The sequence below is a fragment of the Mesorhizobium sp. ISC11 genome, assembly GCF_037162595.1.
Classification (GTDB): Bacteria; Pseudomonadota; Alphaproteobacteria; order Rhizobiales; family Rhizobiaceae; genus Mesorhizobium; species Mesorhizobium ciceri.
This window is the reverse complement of sequence record NZ_JAVSPW010000001.1, coordinates 6,043,157-6,058,756: the sequence shown is the minus strand read 5'-3', so window position 1 is coordinate 6,058,756 and position 15,600 is coordinate 6,043,157. Positions and strand designations below refer to the sequence as shown.

The window sequence follows — 15,600 nt, the reverse complement described above, 5'->3', positions numbered from 1 at the left end:
CCTGCAAAACGTTCCGAGTTCAGACCGCCGCGTCGCGCGATCCCTCGGACAGGAAAGTAAAGACATAGTCCGAGAAGGAACGCCAGCATTCGACCCGGAAGGCATCGGCGGCTGTGCGCAACAGCACGATCTCGGTCTTGCCCAGGATGGTGCGCGACGCCGCTCCAACCGGGAACGCGTCGAGCGACAGGTCTTGCGGGCAGCCCGCATTGATCGTCGCCGCTGCCCCCGCGCCCGTCACGGCAATCGCGATGTTGCGATGCGAGATGCCGACCGCCGAGTGCAAAGCGGCAACCCCGGCGCAATCGGCCAGCGGATCGTTGCCGGCTTCATCGATGACAAGCCATTCGTCGGGGCCGAGCCACAAGGCGGTGCGCCCGCCCTTCGAGGCGGATGTCTTCGGCTTTTTCGGCAAGGTCACGCCGAGCGCCTTCGAAAGCGCTGCGGCCGAAGCCTCCGGCGCACGCAGCGAAATGCGCTCGGCCGGCGGCAGCACCTCGACCTTGACGGCGGCAGCAGTGGTGCTGCGTCCAGCCAGCGCCGGACGGCGCTCGACCGAAGGCGATGCAGCCGGAGCCGTCTTCCTTGCAGCGGCCTTAGCCATTGAGGCGCCCTCCCGTCTCGTCGAAGAACACCATGCCGGTAACCTCCACTTCGATCACCCCGTTCGGCATCGGCACGTAGAGCGTGTCGCCCATCCGGTCGCGGCCGCCGGCGACCAGCGCCAGCGCGATCGAGCGGCCGCAATTTTCCGACCAGTAGCTCGAAGTGACATGGCCGATCATCTTCATCGGGATCGCCTGCTTCGGATCCTCGACGATCTGCGCGCCTTCTTCGAGCACCACCTTGGGATCTTTGGTCTTGAGGCCCACCAGCTGCTTGCGGCCCTTGGCGACAAGGTCCGGCCGAGTCAGGCCGCGGATTCCGACGAAATCGGTCTTCTTCTTGCCGACCGCCCAGTCGAGGCCGGCGTCGTTCGGCGTTACCGTGCCGTCGGTGTCCTGGCCGACGATGATGTAGCCCTTTTCGGCGCGCAGCACGTGCATCGCCTCGGTGCCATAAGCAGCCGCACCATGCTTCTGGCCTTCGGCCCACAGCGCTTCCCAGACCGTCTGGCCATAATCGGCCGGCACATTGACCTCGAACCCGCGCTCGCCGGTGAACGACATGCGGAACAGCCGCGTCGGCACGCCGCAGATCTTGCCTTCGCGCACCGACATGTGCGGCAGCGCCTCGTCCGACATGTCGATGCCTGCGACCAGCGGCGCGATGATGTCGCGCGACTTGGGTCCCTGCACGGCGATGACCGCCCACTGCTCGGTGATCGAGGTCAGCCAGACATTGAGATGCGGGAACTCGGTCTGGAGATAGTCCTCCATATGGTTCATGACGCGCGGCGCACCGCCGGTCGTCGTCGTCACATGGAAGCGGTCGGCCGCCAGCCTGCCGACGACGCCGTCATCATAGATGAAGCCATCCTCGCGCAGCATGATGCCGTAGCGGCAGCGGCCGGGTTCCAGCTTCTCCCATGGGTTGGTGTAGAGCAGTTCCATGAACTTGGCCGCATCCGGCCCGACCACTTCGATCTTGCCCAGCGTCGAGGCGTCGAACAGGCCGGCCGTCTTGCGCACGGCGACGCATTCGCGGTCGACCGCGGCGTGCATGTCCTCGCCCGCCTTGGGGAAATACCAGGCGCGCTTCCACTGGCCGACGTCCTCGAACACCGCGCCTTGCGCCTCGGCCCAGGGATGGATCGCCGTTTTACGCGTGGGGTCGAACAGCGGCCCGCGCGCATGGCTGACGATCGCGCCGAAGGTCACCGGCGTATAGGGCGCCCGGAACGTGGTCAGGCCGACCTCCGGGATCGGCTTTCCCAGCATCTCGGCGGCAATCGCCAGGCCGTGCATGTTGGAGGTCTTGCCCTGATCGGTGGCCATGCCGTTGGTGGTGAAGCGCTTGACGTGCTCGATCGAGCGCATGCCTTCGTGCACCGCCTGGCGGATATCCTTGGCGGTGACGTCGTTCTGGAAGTCGACAAACGCCTTCACCGTGGTGTCCGGCCCGGCGCCGGGTGCCGCGCCGAGCATGCCCCGCGACCAGCTCTCGGAGGTGTCGACCTTCGGCTTCGTACCCTTGGCGGTTTTGGCGCCCGCATCCCTGGCCGCTTTGGCGCCCGCGGCATAGGCCTCGTCGACCGTCGCCGATAGGCCGTCGGTACCATTGCAGGCGCCGACAGAGACGCAATCCTGCGCATAGGTGCCCGGCACGAAGCGCTTGGTCTCGTCGTTGAAGGCGACCTTGCCGCGCGACTGCGAGAACAGATGCACCGACGGCGTCCAGCCGGCCGACATCAGGATCGCATCGACCGCGATGGTGCGTTCGCCGCCGCCATTCTTCGGCTGCACCGTCATTGAGGAAACGCGCAGCTTGCCGCCGGCGCGGATCACCGCGCGGCCGAAATTGACCTCGATGCCGAGCGCCCTCGCCTCGTCGATCACCGGTCCGGTCGGATTGTCGCGCAGATCGACGATCGCCGCCACGTTGACGCCGGCCTTCTTCAGGTCGATCGCCGCCGCATAGGCGGAATCATTGGCGGTGTAGACGCCGACATTCCTGCCGACCGCGACGCCATAGTGGTTGAGATAGGTGCGCGCGGCACCCGCCAGCATGATGCCCGGGCGGTCGTTGTCGGCAAACACCATGTGCCGCTCGATGGCGCCCGAGGCCAGCACCACGCGCTTGGCCCTGACCTGCCACAGCCGCTCGCGCGCCAGATCGTGGCCGGGAGCCTTCAGATGATCGCTGACACGCTCGACCAGGCCGACGAAATTCTGCGCGTAATAGCCGAACGCCGTCGTGCGCGGGAGCACGCGGACATTGTCCATCGCAGTGAGTTTCGCCACGGCAGCTTGCGCCCAGGCAAAACCGTCCTGGCCGTCGATTTTCGCGCCGCTCTCGAAACGCAGGCTGCCGCCGAACTCGGCCTGCTCGTCGGCGAGGATGACGCGCACGCCGGTCTCCGCCGCTGCCAATGCCGCAGCGATGCCCGCCGCACCGCCGCCCAGCACCAGCACGTCGCAATGTGCATAGCGCGATGAATAATGGTCGGGATCGGGCTTGTCCGGGGAAACGCCAAGACCGGCCGCGGCGCGGATCTTTGGCTCGTAGAGGCTCTTCCATGCCGCCTTCGGCCACATGAAGGTCTTGTAGTAGAAGCCGGCCGAAAACATCGGCGACGCAATGTCGTTGACCGCACCGACGTCGAAGGACAGCGACGGCCAGCGGTTCTGCGACTGCGCGTCGAGCCCGTCATAAAGCTCCTGCACGGTTGCGCGCACGTTCGGCGTCTTGCGTGCCGCGTCGCGCCTGATTTCGACCAGCGCGTTCGGCTCCTCGGCGCCCGCCGACAGGATGCCGCGCGGACGGTGGTACTTGAACGAACGGCCGACCAGATGGACGCCATTGGCGAGCAGCGCCGAGGCCAGCGTGTCGCCCTCGATGCCGGCATAGGACTGGCCATCGAAGCTGAAACGCGCGGTCTTGGCTTGGCTGAAGCGGCCGGCGCCGGAAATGCGGTACGACGCGCCGCTCATTTGCCAACTCCTGGCAGCTTGGAGGGTTTGGGTTCGCCGGCCTTGTAGGTCATGACGAACCTGTCGGTGACGGTGTCGCGCACGGCGTTGAAGAAGCGCGCGCAGCCATGCATGTGCCGCCACCGCTCATAGATGATGCCCTTGGGGTTGGAGCGGATGAAGAAGAACTTTTCGAAATCGTCGTCGCTCTCGCCGGCCATATTGGCCGAGCGCGCAATATGCGCCTCGCCGGCGTTGCGGAACTCGAGTTCCGGACGCTCTTCCTCGCAATAGGGGCAGCGGATGAGAAGCATTTGTTCGTTCCTACAATTCGCCGTGGCCGACGCGGGCGCCCGCCGGTTGATCGCAAAGCTTCTGTCCCAGGGTCGCGAACGGCGCGACGAGCCGGATGCGTTCCTCCACGCTTGCAGCGGGACGAAACAGATCGCGCGACGCCATGTTGCCGAGAGTGAGTTGCATCGGATCGGTGGTGACGATGACTTGACGCGGCTGGAATGTCTCGTCTTCGTCAAGCCCTTCGGGACGTCCCTCGAAGAACATCACCACCCGCTGGCCGCCGCTCCAGACGCAGGCCAGCGTGCCGTCGTCGACCGAAAACGGCCAGACGGTCTCGTTGCCGGTGCGGCTGATCGGTTGCGTGCGCACTTCGTCAGCCGACGGAAAATGGAACATGCCCCGTTCCCCCGCCAGCACGTGTTCCCCCGCCAGAATCAGCGGCATCGCGACAGCCATCCCAGCCATCATCAGTGCGCCACCGCCGCCGCCGCCGCCTCGTCGATGAGCCGGCCGGTGCGGAAGCGCTCGATGGTGAAGGGCGCGTTGATCGGATGCGGATCGTCTTTGGCGATGGTGTGAGCAAAGACATGGCCCGAGCCCGGCGTCGCCTTGAAGCCGCCGGTGCCCCAGCCGCAATTGACATAAAGGCCGGGCACCGGCGTCTTGGCCAGGATCGGCGAGCGGTCGGGCGTGACGTCGACGATGCCGCCCCACGAGCGCAGCATCTTCATGCGCGTGAAGATCGGGAACATCTCGCAGATGGCGTCCAGCGTGTGCTGCAATATGTGCAGGCCGCCGGTCTGCGAATAGGAGACATACTGGTCGGTGCCGGCGCCGATCACCAGCTCGCCCTTGTCGGACTGCGAGATATAGGCGTGCACCGTGTTCGACATGACCACGCAGGGCACCACCGGCTTGACCGGTTCCGACACCAGCGCCTGCAATGGATAACTCTCCAGCGGCATACGCACGCCGGCCATGTTCATGATGACGGAGGAATGGCCGGCGGCAACGACGCCGACCTTCTTGGCACCGATGAAGCCGCGTGTCGTGTCGACGCCCATGACCGCGCCATTGGGCGCCCGCTTGACCCCGGTGACCTCGCAATTCTGGATGATGTGCACGCCGCGCGCCGAGGCGCCGCGCGCATAGCCCCAGGCAACCGCATCGTGGCGCGCCGTGCCGCCGCGCCGCTGCAGCGCCGCACCGACCACCGGATAGCGCGCATCCCTGGAGGTGTTGAGCGGCGGGCAGAATTCCTTCGCCTGCTCCGGCGTCAGCCACTCATTGTCGATACCGTTCAGCCGGTTGGCGTGCACGTGGCGCTTCAGCACCTGCACGTCGTGCACATTGTGCGCGAGCATCATGACGCCGCGCGCCGAATACATGACGTTGTAGTTGAGCTCCTGGCTCAGCCCATCCCACAGCTTCAGTGCATGGTCGTAGATGCCGGCGCTCTCGTCATAGAGATAGTTGGAGCGGATGATGGTGGTGTTGCGGCCTGTGTTGCCGCCGCCGAGCCAGCCCTTTTCCAGCACCGCGACATTGGTGATGCCGTGAACCGTGGCGAGGTAATAGGCGGTGGCCAGGCCATGGCCGCCGGCGCCGACGATGATGACGTCGTATTCTTTCCTGGGCTCAGGCGAGGACCACTGTTCTTCCCAGCCCTTGTGACCGCGCATGGCTTCACGGGCGATGGCGAATACCGAATATTTCTTCAACGTCCCAACCTCGCCCCAAAAAGGCTTCGCGAATGGCGGCCGGCGTTCATTCGGTCCCGGCGCGCGAGGTGTATCACTAGCGAAACAGCGCTTCCACCCTTGCGCTGTTTGCGACGGCGCTTGCCGTTTTGCGCCGTGGTGAAAAAGACGCATCCGGCGCGTCGGCGCTTTCCAGCATCTTGGCGAGTATCGGGTGGCTCGCTTTGCCTCGATCTGCGACCAAGCATCCCAACTGCCGGTCAAGCCGGCGCGAAGAAAAGGATGCAAAAATGTTCGCACTCGCCAACAAGGTCGCCATCGTCACCGGCGCCAGTTCCGGCATCGGCCGCGCCACGGCAAAACTCTTTGCCGAGGAAGGCGCCAAGGTCATCGTCGCCGCCCGCCGCCAGGCCGAGCTCGACGCGCTTGTCGCCGAAATCGCGGATGCCGATGGCATCGCCATCGCGCTTGCCGGCGATGTCCGCGACGAAGCCTACGCAAAGGCCCTTGTCGATCTGGCGGCCGAAAAGTTCGGTGGGCTCGACATCGCCTTCAACAATGCCGGCGCTGTCGGCCTGATGGGACCGATAGCCGAATTGCCGCTGGAAGGCTGGCGCGAGACGCTCGACACCAATCTCACCAGCGCGTTTCTCGGCGCCAAATACCAGGTGCCGCCAATGGTCGAGCGTGGCGGTGGTTCGCTGATCTTCACCTCCACCTTCGTCGGCCACACAGTCGGCATGCCAGGCATGACCAGTTATGCCGCAAGCAAGGCCGGCCTGATCGGACTGACACAGGTGCTTGCCGCCGAATACGGCCCGAAAGGCGTGCGGGTCAACGCGCTGCTGCCCGGCGGCACAGACACGCCGGCGGCAACCTTCAAGACCCCGGAATCACGGGCCTTCGTCGAAGGCCTGCATGCTTTGAAGCGTGTCGCTATGCCGGAGGAGATCGCCCGTTCGGCGCTCTATCTCGCCTCCGATGCCTCGAGCTTTACCACCGGAGCCGCTCTGTTTGCCGATGGCGGCGTGTCGATCAACCGGACGTGAAGACTTTTCGCGTCCGGAATGCATGCTCATAGCCGCCAGGCAGACGACCGGTCTTGATTTTTTGCCGCGATTTGGCGATTCCGTTTTGTCCAAAAGCGGGGTCTGGAACCATGTTGCTGATCAGAACCTATGTGACTGCGAGTGCGATCGAAGGCGTCGGCGTGTTCGCTGCGGAGCCGATCAGGAAAGGGGCTTCGATCTGGCGGCTCGATCCGGATTTCGACCGACTGGTCCCCATGGACAAATACGAAGCGGCCCCCCCGCATCTCAGGGAACTGCTCGACCGCTATGCCTATCCCAGCCCCGACCGGCCAGGTTTCATGGTCTATGAAGTCGACAATGGCCGCTTCATGAACCATTCCAGCAATCCGAATACGGATTTTTCGCAATATGGCGGGGCCACCGCGACCCGCGACATCGCCGTGGGCGAGGAGATCACCTGCGACTACGGCGAGTTCTTCGAGGATTTCGAGCTGCTGCACCTCGCGACGGCCTAGTCGGCTCCTTATCTCAAGGCAAACAGACTGCGGCTGACACCGCAAATTCATTTCCGCTGTGGACAGCGCGGCATGATTCTGCTATCAGCCGCCACAATTCGTGGTGTAAACCGCCGCGGAGGCTAGCGGCTATGATCGCTTGCCTGTTGATATCAAACCCGAAAGACAGGATTGCCCGTGCAGGTACTCGTCCGCGACAATAACGTTGATCAGGCGCTTCGCGCTCTCAAGAAGAAGATGCAGCGCGAGGGCATTTTCCGCGAAATGAAGATGCGCGGTCACTACGAGAAGCCGTCCGAGAAGCGCGCCCGCGAAAAGGCTGAAGCCGTTCGCCGCGCCCGCAAGCTGGCCCGCAAGCGCGCCCAGCGCGAAGGCCTGCTGCCGATGACGCCGCGCCCTGTTGCAGCCGGCGCCGCTGGTGGTGCAGCTGGCGCTCCGCGTCCGCCGCGGTTCTAACGCCAATTTTTCGTCCTTTTCGAAGGATATCAGAGGTGGCGCGATGTGGAATCGCCGCCACCTTTTTGTTTTGATGTGACCGGTCCGGAGGGGGAGCCGGATCTGAACGACGCGGCTTGAAGTGAGGACAGGGCAGACATGAACGCAACGAGCGTGGAGCGCGGGACCGCATTGCGTGGTTTCGCCCTGACAGCGGCCCTGCTCTCCGGACTGGCGCTTGCCGGCTGCCAAACGGCGGGCCCGACCGGTGAATTCAACAACATCGACAAGGCGCAAGGCTCGAGCGAGAACATTTCCTCGCTCTCGGCGGTCATCCAGCGCAATCCCCAGGATCCCGAAGGCTACAATGTGCGCGGCTCGGCCTATGGCCGTGGCGGTCAGTACCAGGCGGCGCTCAAGGATTTCAATCAAGCCATCCAGCTCAATCCGAATTTCTTCCAGGCCTATTCGAATCGTGCGCTCATCCAGCGCTTCCTCGGCAACCAGGAAGCCGCACTCGCGGACTACAACCGTTCGATCCAGATCAACTCGAACTATGACGCCGCCTATATCGGCCGCGGCAATCTCTACCGCAAGGCGGGTCGCACCCAGGATGCCTTCAACGACTTTCAGAAGGCGATCCAACTCGATACGACCGACGCGCGCGCCTACCACAATCGAGGCCTGATCTATCAGAGCCAGGGCCAGCACAAATTCGCCATCGAGGATTTCTCGACCGCCATCTCGCTGGCGCCGGACGCCGCCGAGCCCTACAACGGCCGCGGCCTCTCCTATCTGGCGACCAATGACGAGGACAACGCCTTCTCCGATTTCAACATGGCGATCAAGCTCGACGGCAAGAACGCCGAGGCCTGGGCCAACCAGGCGCTGATCTACGAGCGGCGCGGTGACAAGGCGAAAGCCGCGAAATCCTATAAGGAAGCCGTTCGCCTCGACCCGACCTACCAGCCGGCCAAGGATGGCCTCGCCCGCGTCAGCTGATCTCGGTTTCGGCAAACGCTTCCCATACAAAGCCGCGTGACATCCAAGTGCCGCGGGATTCTTGGCGTGTCCGAAAAGACGCACTTCGCAACTGCGCATTAACCCCGGCAGGAGGCTTTCGGCCCCTGCCTTGATCGCGCCAAGTTTTCAGCGGAACGGTCTGGCCTCCCAAGCCGTTATCGAAAAGCAATTTGCGAAAGGACCCTCCCATGATCAAGAAACTCGCCTGCGCCGCTGCCCTCGCCACGACGATGTTCGCGGTGGCTCCAGCCAGCGCCGGCAAGCTGCAACTCGGCACGCTCGATTGCACCATCGACGGCGGCACCGCTTATATCGTCGCTTCCAACAAGGGCGTGTCCTGTGTCTTCCGGCCTCATCATCACGGGCCGTCCGAGGTTTACACAGGCGTCATCTCCAAGATCGGCCTCGATGTCGGCCAGACGCATCAGGGCCAGCTCGTTTGGGCCGTGCTGGCTGCGACCCGGGACCGTGACGGAGGCGATCTCGCCGGCAGCTATTACGGCGTCAACGCCGAGGCGAGCGTGGTGACCGGCGGCGGCGCCAATCTGCTGGTTGGCGGCTTGGACAGCGCCTTCATGCTGGAGCCGCTCAGCGTCCAGGCGCAGACCGGCGTCAACCTTGCCGTGGCCGTGACCTCGCTCCAGCTGATCCATTCATTCAAGTGATCGCATGGAGCCGTGCGCTCCATGACCCCTCACCCCGCGGCGCGGAACCAGATAGGATGGTTCCGCGCCGTTGATTTTTGAGGGGACCATCATGCTGAAGACAGCCATTGCTGCTGCCATATTCGCTACCGTGTTTGTCGGAGCAGCGCAGGCGCAGGACCGAGGCATAGAGCTCGGTACGCTTGACTGTGCCATTGGCGGCGGCACCGGCTTCATCTTCGGCTCGAGCAAGGATCTGAGCTGCACCTTCAACCCCGCCGACAAGAGCTTCGCGCCGGAAGCCTATTTCGGCGTCGTCAACAAATACGGCCTCGACATCGGCACGACGAAGCAGACGGTCATGCAGTGGATCGTGCTGACGCCGCTGAAGAACATCTACGCGCCGGGTGCGCTGGCCGGCGACTACATCGGCGCCAGCGCCGAGGTGACGGCCGCCGTCGGCGCCGGCGCCAATCTCCTGGTCGGCGGCTCCGCTCAGGCCTTCACCTTGCAGCCGCTCAGCTTGCAGACGCAGACCGGCATGAACCTCGCGATCGGCGTCAGCCAGTTCCAGCTGCGCAGCACCGAGAACTGATCGCGCAACGAACCCGCCAATCGGAAAGGCTGCCGCGCGAACGGTCCTCAAAAAACCGCTTGAGCTCAACCCCGGTTGAGGTTTTACAAGCCTGCCCCGAACGCAACAACGCCTCGATGCGGCGCCCGATCCGGCGCTGTCGAACCGCATGGTCCTGCCGGAAAGCCGTACTGGCTTCTGGCGTCCTGCGCTGGCGTCGAGATATGCAAGACAGGGGTGGAAATGACCGGGATCAGCACAAACAAGGTCGACTGGCGCGGATTATGGGCAAGCGGCGACCTGGCGCGCTTCTGCTTCATCAGCCTCGGCATCCTCTTGCACGCCACCAACGAGACGATGGTGGCAACGGTGATGCCGGCCATGGTCGGCGAACTGGCGGGCGTGCAGCTCGTCGGCTGGTCGCTGGCGATCTACGAACTCGGTGCCATCGTTGCCGGCGCGGCCGCCGGACGGCTGGTGAGTTATGTCCCCTTGCGCACCAACATGGTGGTCGCAGCCCTGCTCTACGCAGCAGGCGCCCTGATCTGCGCCACCTCGCCTTCCATGCAACTGTTCCTCGCCGGCCGCCTGATCGAAGGACTTGGCGGCGGTGCGCTGGTGTCGCTGGCCTTCGTCTCGGTCGAACGACTGTTCTCGCGCGCCATCTGGCCGCAGCTTTTCGGCATCATGTCGGCGATCTGGGGCGTCGCCGCCTTCAGCGGACCATTGCTCGGCGCGATCATGACCGAGCTTTTGTCATGGCGCTGGGCCTTCGGCATCTTCACCCTCGGCGGCGCAGCCATGGCGCTGGCAAGTTTCATCGTGCTCGACACGCCGGAGGCGACGAGGCCGAAGGCGAGCGCAGGCGGGGCGCCGCCCTTCCCGTTCGCGGCCCTTGCCTGCCTTACCGTTGCCGTGGTGCTGATCGCCTCGGCCGGCGTCGACATCGCCTTGCTACGCTCTTCGCTGCTGATGGCCTTCGGCCTCATCGGCCTGCTGCTGTTCTTCACCATCGACGCGCTGAAGCCGCTTTCGCGGCTGTTCCCGGCGCGGCTGTTCTCATGGCGCACGCCGGTCGGCGCCGGCATGACCATGGTTGCCGCCTTTTCGGTGGCCACCTGTTCCTTCGGCGTCTACGGGCCGCTGCTGCTGACCAGCCTTCACGACATTCCGCTGCTGACCACCGGCTACATCATCGCCGCCGAATCGATCGCCTGGTCGATCCTGTCGATCCTGGTCGCCAACGCGCCCCCGCGGCGCGAGCGGCTGATCATCATCGGCGGCGCGGTGATGATCGCGGCCGGCATCGCCGGCTTTGCCTACACGATACCCCTGGGCTCCATCCCGCTCATCCTGATCTGTGCCCTGTTGCAAGGCGGCGGCTTCGGCATCGCCTGGCCGTTCCTGACACGCGTCATCGTCGCCTCCGCCCCGAAGAGCGAGCAGACCATCGCCTCGGCGGCGGTGCCGACCATGCAGCGCATCGGCTACGCCGTGGGTGCAGCCCTTGCCGGCATCGTCGCCAATGCCAGCGGCTTTTCGCAAGGTTTGAACCACGACGCGGCGGCGAATGTCGCGTCCTGGCTGTTTCTTGCCTTCATCCCGCTCGGCATTGTCGGCTGCCTGGCGGCCTTGCGGGTTTCCAAGCCGCTTGGCCAGCAGCTGGAAGCTACTGGCTAGAAGCGCCCAACCCGCTCATTCGACCTCGCGCAGGCGGTAGCCGACGCCGGTCTCGGTGGTGATGTAGCGCGGCTGATCGGGGCTCTTCTCGATCTTCTGCCTGAGCTGCCGCACATAGACCCTGAGATACTGCACGTCGGTCGAGTCGCCCCAGACCTGCTTCAACAGGAAATGGTGGGTCAGCACCTTGCCGGCGTGCTGCACCAGCATGCGCAGGATGTCGTATTCCTTCGGCGACAGCTTTACCTCCTTGCCCTCGACCTTGACGATGCGCTTGACCAGATCGACGCTGAGATCGCCGGTCTGGAAAATCGGCTTCTCGCCCTGTTGCTGGAACTTGTGGCGGAGCGCCACGCGGATGCGTGCGACCAGTTCGTTCATGCCGAAGGGTTTGGTGACATAGTCGTCGGCGCCGAGCTCCAGGGCCTGGACGATACCGGCCTCGTCGGTCCGGCTGGACAGGATGACCACCGGAATGTCGAGGCCGTCGTCGCGCCATTTGCGCAGCAACTCATGGCCGCTCATGCCGGGCAGGCCAAGGTCGAGCAAGACGAGGTCCGGCTTCTCCGCCTCCATCAGCTCGATGGCCGCCCTGGCATTCGGCGCCTCGCTGATCGCGTAGCCCTGGCTGCCGAGGCCGACGCGCAGCAGCTTGCGGATCGGCGGCTCGTCATCGACGACCAGTATCCTGACGTTCGAGTTTGTCATGCCAGGTCACCCACATCGTCGGTATTCGAAGCGTCGAAATTGGGCGGATTTGCCGGCTTGGGCATTTTGATGGTGAAGACCGCGCCCGAACCGTCGGTCCGGTTTGCCGCCGTGATCGTGCCACCCATCGCCTCGATGAAGCCGCGGCAGATCGACAGGCCGAGCCCGGTGCCGGCGCGGATCTGATCGCGCTTGCGCACCCGGTAGAAGGTGTCGAAAATCCGTTCCAGATCGCCGGGAGGAATGCCCGGCCCTTCATCCATGATCTGCAGCAGGACGGAGCCATTGTCGGTCCAGCCCTGGACGCGGATCGTCGAGCCGGCCGGGGCATATTTCGCCGCATTGTCGAGAAGATTGAACAACGCTTGCTCGAACAGCACCGGGTCGACCTTCAACATCGGCAAATCCCTGGGGATGTCCGTCTCGATCTTGTGCTCGCCGATGATTTTCCTGGCCCTTTGCAGGGCGGAGCCGACGATGTCGCCGACATAGTGAAAGGCGTAGTTCGGCTCCATCGCGCCGGACTCGATCTTGGTCATGTCGAGCAGATTGGCGATGAAGCGGTTCAACCGCTCGGATTCGTCGAGCACCGTCGACAGCAGTTCGGCCCGATCCGGTTCGGGAAGTGCTGCTGAAAAATCCCGCAGCGTGCCGGCGGCGCCCATGATGGCGGCGAGCGGCGTCTTCAGATCATGGGAAATGGAGGTGAGCAGCGCCGAGCGCAGCCTGTCCGCCTCGGCGGCGAGCTTGGCCCGGTCGACGTCGGCGACCAGTTGGATACGTTCGATGGCGACTGCCGCCTGGTCGGCCAGTGCGTCGAGAAGCCGCTGCTGCTCGGGCGTCAGCAACGGTCCCTGCTTGTCGTTGTCGAGGCCGACGACGCCGATGGGCGTGCGTCCTGTCCGCAAGGGCAGATAGAGGCGCTTGGCACCCGGAAGCGTGTCGGCGCCGCGACCTGCGGCACGATTGTGCTCCCAGGCCCAGCGGGCGGCGGCGATGTCGGCTTCGGCCAGCGTGTCATCAGGCGGATAGCCGGCCTTGACGGTGATCGTCCCGTCTTCCGGCAAAAGCAGCACCACGCGCAACTTCAGCATCGAGGCGATCTGGAAGGCGGTGGCCCAGAGGACGTCGTCCAGCGTCCCGGCGCCGGCGAGCTTCTTCGAAAAGAGGTAGATATCCTCGGTCGCCCGCGCCCGCGAGCGGGCGGCGACCGCCTGGCGCTGCACGCGCGCCGTCAGATTGCTGGCAATGACCGCAACGACGAGAAAGACCCCAAGCGCGACGATGCTCTCCGGATCCCTGATCGTCAGCGTATAGCGCGGCTCCAGGAAGAAATAATTGAAAGCAAGGGCGCTGACGAAACAAGCATACAGAGCCGGCCACAGGCCGCCGGTCACCGCCGATGCCAGCACCCCAATGAGCAGAATGATCGCCAGATTGCGAACGTCGAGAAACTGATCGAGAAGGACGGCGAAGGCGAGCGAGCCGATGACAAAGGCCGTCGCCTTGAGATAGGGCCGGATTTCGAACTGCCACTGCTCGTCGGCCGCCTTGACGCTCCGCGACGCCGCCTCGGTGCCGCGTTCGCTTCCCGAAATGACATGGACGCTGATATCGCCGGCATTGCGGATGAGGTCATAGGTGAGCGAGCCTTCGATCAATTCGCGCCAGCGCGACCGGGTCGGCCTGCCGACGACGATATGGGTAAAATTGTTCGCCGTCGCATAACGCACGATGTCCTGCGCCACATTCTGACCCGGAATGGTCGTCACCTCGGCGCCAAGCTGCTGGGCAAGGCGCAGGTTCGTCGCCAGCCGGTCCTTGTCATCCTCAGGCATGCTGGCCGAGCGCGTGCTGTCGACGTGCAGCGCCGTCCACGGCGCACGCAGCCGGTCGGCCAGCCTGCGCGCATAGCGCACGCGGGCCGCTCCTCCAGGTCGCGCGTCGAGGCAGACGAGGACCCTTTCGCCTGCCGCCCACGGTCCGGGAATGGCGTGCGCCTGCATATGGATGAGCAACTGGTCGTCGACACGCTGCGCGGTGCGGCGCAGCGCCAGTTCCCTGAGCGCCGTCAGGTTGCCCGGCGAGAAATAGTTCTCGATTGCGCGCTGCGCGGTATTGGGGAAATAGACCTTGCCTTCCTCGAGCCGCTTGATCAGGTCGTCGGGGGTGAGATCGATGATCTCGACATCGTCGGCCTGGTCGATGATGGAATCGGGAACCGTCTCGCGAACCCTGACCTTGGTGATCTGGGCGACGACGTCGTTCAGGCTTTCGACATGCTGGATGTTGAGCGTCGTATAGACGTCGATGCCGTGCGTCAGGATCTCCTGGACATCGAGATAGCGCTTGGGATGGCGGCTGCCGGGCGCATTGGTGTGGGCGAGTTCGTCGACAAGAACCAGCGCCGGGCGCCGGGCGAGGATGGCATCGATATCCATCTCGTCGAGGATGCGCCCTTTGTAGTCGACCTTGCGGCGGGGAATGATCTCATAGCCCTCGACCAGGGCCAGCGTCTCCTTGCGGCCATGCGTCTCGACGACGCCGATCACCACATCCACGCCGTCGGCCAGCCTGGCGCGGCCCGACATCAGCATCTCATAGGTTTTGCCGACGCCCGGTGCCGCGCCGAGGAAAATTCTCAGGCGGCCGCGACCCTCCCGCTCGGCATGGTCAAGCAGTGCGTCGGGCGAGGGTCTGGTGTCGCTGCTTCTGTCGTCAGGCATCGGGATCGATCATGGATGGCGCCGGGGGTACTGTCGATCCCCGGCCGCCGCCATTCACTCTTTCGCTACGTCCAGCGCAAGGTTGAGGCCAAGCACATTGACCACAGGCTCACCCATGAAGCCGAGTTCCCTGCCCTCGACTTGGGCATCGACAAGCGCCTTGACCCTGGCTTCCTCGATGCCCCTGGCCTTGGCCACCCGAGCGACCTGGAAGTAGGCGGCTTCCGGGCTGATGTCGGGATCGAGGCCACTGCCGGACGTCGTCACCAGATCCATCGGAACAGGCTGGTTCGGGTTTTCCGCTTTCAACTTCTCGGCGTCGCCCTTGATGCGGTCGATCAGCTTGGGACTGGTCGGACCGAGATTGCTGCCGCTCGAGGCGGCTGCATTGTAGCCGTCGCCGGCAGCCGAGGGGCGGCCGTGGAAATACTTGTCGCTGGCAAACCCCTGGCCGATCAATTCGGAGCCGATGATCTTGCCGTCCCTCTCGACCAGGCTGCCATTGGCCTGCCGCGGAAACAGCGCCTGGGCGATGCCGGTCATGCCCAGGGGATAGATCAGGCCGGTCAGGACCGTGAAGAAGACGATCATGATGATCGCGGGTCTTATCTGGGTGAGCATGGAGATGTTCCTCAAAGCAATTCCAGGAAAAGTGTGAAGCGGTTTTCCCTAGGGAATTGCGTTAAAACAAAGAG

General features: G+C 64.3%; 15 protein-coding genes. 7 read left to right on the top strand and 8 right to left on the bottom strand.

The window, feature by feature from the left end; genetic code table 11:
* Positions 1-19: 19 nt before the first annotated feature.
* Genes RPF88_RS29335 through RPF88_RS29315 form a run of 5 tightly spaced genes read right to left on the bottom strand, consistent with a single transcriptional unit; the run spans position 20 to position 5,590 of the window.
* Positions 20-604, bottom strand: a complete 585-nt coding sequence (locus RPF88_RS29335; protein WP_337123665.1) for a sarcosine oxidase subunit gamma — start codon at positions 602-604, stop codon at positions 20-22.
* A complete protein-coding gene (locus tag RPF88_RS29330; RefSeq protein WP_337123664.1) occupies positions 597-3,593 on the bottom strand; it encodes a sarcosine oxidase subunit alpha in 2,997 nt (998 codons plus the stop codon). Before RPF88_RS29330 ends, RPF88_RS29335 begins: the two co-directional genes overlap by 8 nt.
* On the bottom strand, positions 3,590-3,886 hold the full coding sequence (locus RPF88_RS29325) for a sarcosine oxidase subunit delta (RefSeq protein ID WP_013529658.1): 297 nt from the start codon (positions 3,884-3,886) through the stop codon (positions 3,590-3,592). The genes RPF88_RS29330 and RPF88_RS29325 overlap by 4 nt, the downstream gene beginning before the upstream one ends.
* A gap of 10 nt (positions 3,887-3,896) precedes the next feature.
* Positions 3,897-4,337: a hypothetical protein gene (locus RPF88_RS29320; RefSeq protein WP_013529657.1), complete on the bottom strand. Its 441-nt coding sequence runs from the start codon at positions 4,335-4,337 to the stop codon at positions 3,897-3,899.
* Complete coding sequence (locus RPF88_RS29315) at positions 4,337-5,590, bottom strand: sarcosine oxidase subunit beta (RefSeq protein ID WP_337123663.1); 1,254 nt, start codon at positions 5,588-5,590, stop codon at positions 4,337-4,339. The genes RPF88_RS29320 and RPF88_RS29315 overlap by 1 nt, the downstream gene beginning before the upstream one ends.
* 269 nt (positions 5,591-5,859) lie before the next feature.
* Here RPF88_RS29315 and RPF88_RS29310 point away from each other — a divergent pair, with 269 nt between their 5' ends.
* The 7 genes from RPF88_RS29310 to RPF88_RS29280 all read left to right on the top strand — a co-directional run bounded on the left by RPF88_RS29310 (position 5,860) and on the right by RPF88_RS29280 (position 11,471).
* The gene (locus RPF88_RS29310; protein WP_337123661.1) at positions 5,860-6,618 is read left to right on the top strand and encodes an SDR family oxidoreductase; all 759 of its coding nucleotides are present in this window, start codon (positions 5,860-5,862) and stop codon (positions 6,616-6,618) included.
* Positions 6,619-6,728: 110 nt separating this feature from the next.
* Entirely contained in the window at positions 6,729-7,115 is a 387-nt protein-coding gene (locus RPF88_RS29305) for an SET domain-containing protein (RefSeq protein WP_013529654.1), read from the top strand.
* A 177-nt stretch (positions 7,116-7,292) separates the two neighbouring features.
* On the top strand, positions 7,293-7,571 hold the full coding sequence (rpsU, locus tag RPF88_RS29300) for a 30S ribosomal protein S21 (protein ID WP_013529653.1): 279 nt from the start codon (positions 7,293-7,295) through the stop codon (positions 7,569-7,571).
* Between the two features lie 138 nt (positions 7,572-7,709).
* Positions 7,710-8,552, top strand: a complete 843-nt coding sequence (locus tag RPF88_RS29295) for a tetratricopeptide repeat protein (RefSeq protein ID WP_013529652.1) — start codon at positions 7,710-7,712, stop codon at positions 8,550-8,552.
* 209 nt (positions 8,553-8,761) lie between these two features.
* Positions 8,762-9,238: a DUF992 domain-containing protein gene (locus RPF88_RS29290; RefSeq protein ID WP_024502781.1), complete on the top strand. Its 477-nt coding sequence runs from the start codon at positions 8,762-8,764 to the stop codon at positions 9,236-9,238.
* Positions 9,239-9,329: 91 nt separating this feature from the next.
* A complete protein-coding gene (locus RPF88_RS29285) occupies positions 9,330-9,812 on the top strand; it encodes a DUF992 domain-containing protein (protein ID WP_337123658.1) in 483 nt (160 codons plus the stop codon).
* Between the two features lie 222 nt (positions 9,813-10,034).
* On the top strand, positions 10,035-11,471 hold the full coding sequence (locus tag RPF88_RS29280) for an MFS transporter (protein WP_224675278.1): 1,437 nt from the start codon (positions 10,035-10,037) through the stop codon (positions 11,469-11,471).
* Positions 11,472-11,486: 15 nt separating this feature from the next.
* On the opposite strand, the gene RPF88_RS29275 is transcribed toward RPF88_RS29280, so the two are convergent.
* From RPF88_RS29275 to kdpC, 3 genes are read right to left on the bottom strand one after another with little or no spacing between them, the layout of a single operon-like run.
* Complete coding sequence (locus RPF88_RS29275; RefSeq protein WP_013529648.1) at positions 11,487-12,179, bottom strand: response regulator transcription factor; 693 nt, start codon at positions 12,177-12,179, stop codon at positions 11,487-11,489.
* A complete protein-coding gene (locus tag RPF88_RS29270) occupies positions 12,176-14,905 on the bottom strand; it encodes a sensor histidine kinase KdpD (RefSeq protein WP_337123656.1) in 2,730 nt (909 codons plus the stop codon). The genes RPF88_RS29275 and RPF88_RS29270 overlap by 4 nt, the downstream gene beginning before the upstream one ends.
* Before the next feature lie 54 nt (positions 14,906-14,959).
* A complete protein-coding gene (gene kdpC / locus RPF88_RS29265; protein WP_063173076.1) occupies positions 14,960-15,526 on the bottom strand; it encodes a potassium-transporting ATPase subunit KdpC in 567 nt (188 codons plus the stop codon).
* Positions 15,527-15,600 lie beyond the last annotated feature (74 nt).

What these genes read in the sequence shown, in the direction of transcription:
- RPF88_RS29335 (WP_337123665.1), bottom strand. Translation starts at nt 604, where the DNA reads ATGGCTAAGGCCGCTGCAAGGAAGACGGCTCCGGCTGCATCGCCTTCG.
- RPF88_RS29330 (WP_337123664.1), bottom strand. Translation starts at nt 3,593, where the DNA reads ATGAGCGGCGCGTCGTACCGCATTTCCGGCGCCGGCCGCTTCAGCCAA.
- RPF88_RS29325 (WP_013529658.1), bottom strand. Translation starts at nt 3,886, where the DNA reads ATGCTTCTCATCCGCTGCCCCTATTGCGAGGAAGAGCGTCCGGAACTC.
- RPF88_RS29320 (WP_013529657.1), bottom strand. Translation starts at nt 4,337, where the DNA reads ATGATGGCTGGGATGGCTGTCGCGATGCCGCTGATTCTGGCGGGGGAA.
- RPF88_RS29310 (WP_337123661.1), top strand. Translation starts at nt 5,860, where the DNA reads ATGTTCGCACTCGCCAACAAGGTCGCCATCGTCACCGGCGCCAGTTCC.
- RPF88_RS29305 (WP_013529654.1), top strand. Translation starts at nt 6,729, where the DNA reads ATGTTGCTGATCAGAACCTATGTGACTGCGAGTGCGATCGAAGGCGTC.
- RPF88_RS29295 (WP_013529652.1), top strand. Translation starts at nt 7,710, where the DNA reads ATGAACGCAACGAGCGTGGAGCGCGGGACCGCATTGCGTGGTTTCGCC.
- RPF88_RS29290 (WP_024502781.1), top strand. Translation starts at nt 8,762, where the DNA reads ATGATCAAGAAACTCGCCTGCGCCGCTGCCCTCGCCACGACGATGTTC.
- RPF88_RS29285 (WP_337123658.1), top strand. Translation starts at nt 9,330, where the DNA reads ATGCTGAAGACAGCCATTGCTGCTGCCATATTCGCTACCGTGTTTGTC.
- RPF88_RS29280 (WP_224675278.1), top strand. Translation starts at nt 10,035, where the DNA reads ATGACCGGGATCAGCACAAACAAGGTCGACTGGCGCGGATTATGGGCA.
- RPF88_RS29275 (WP_013529648.1), bottom strand. Translation starts at nt 12,179, where the DNA reads ATGACAAACTCGAACGTCAGGATACTGGTCGTCGATGACGAGCCGCCG.
- RPF88_RS29270 (WP_337123656.1), bottom strand. Translation starts at nt 14,905, where the DNA reads ATGCCTGACGACAGAAGCAGCGACACCAGACCCTCGCCCGACGCACTG.
- kdpC (WP_063173076.1), bottom strand. Translation starts at nt 15,526, where the DNA reads ATGCTCACCCAGATAAGACCCGCGATCATCATGATCGTCTTCTTCACG.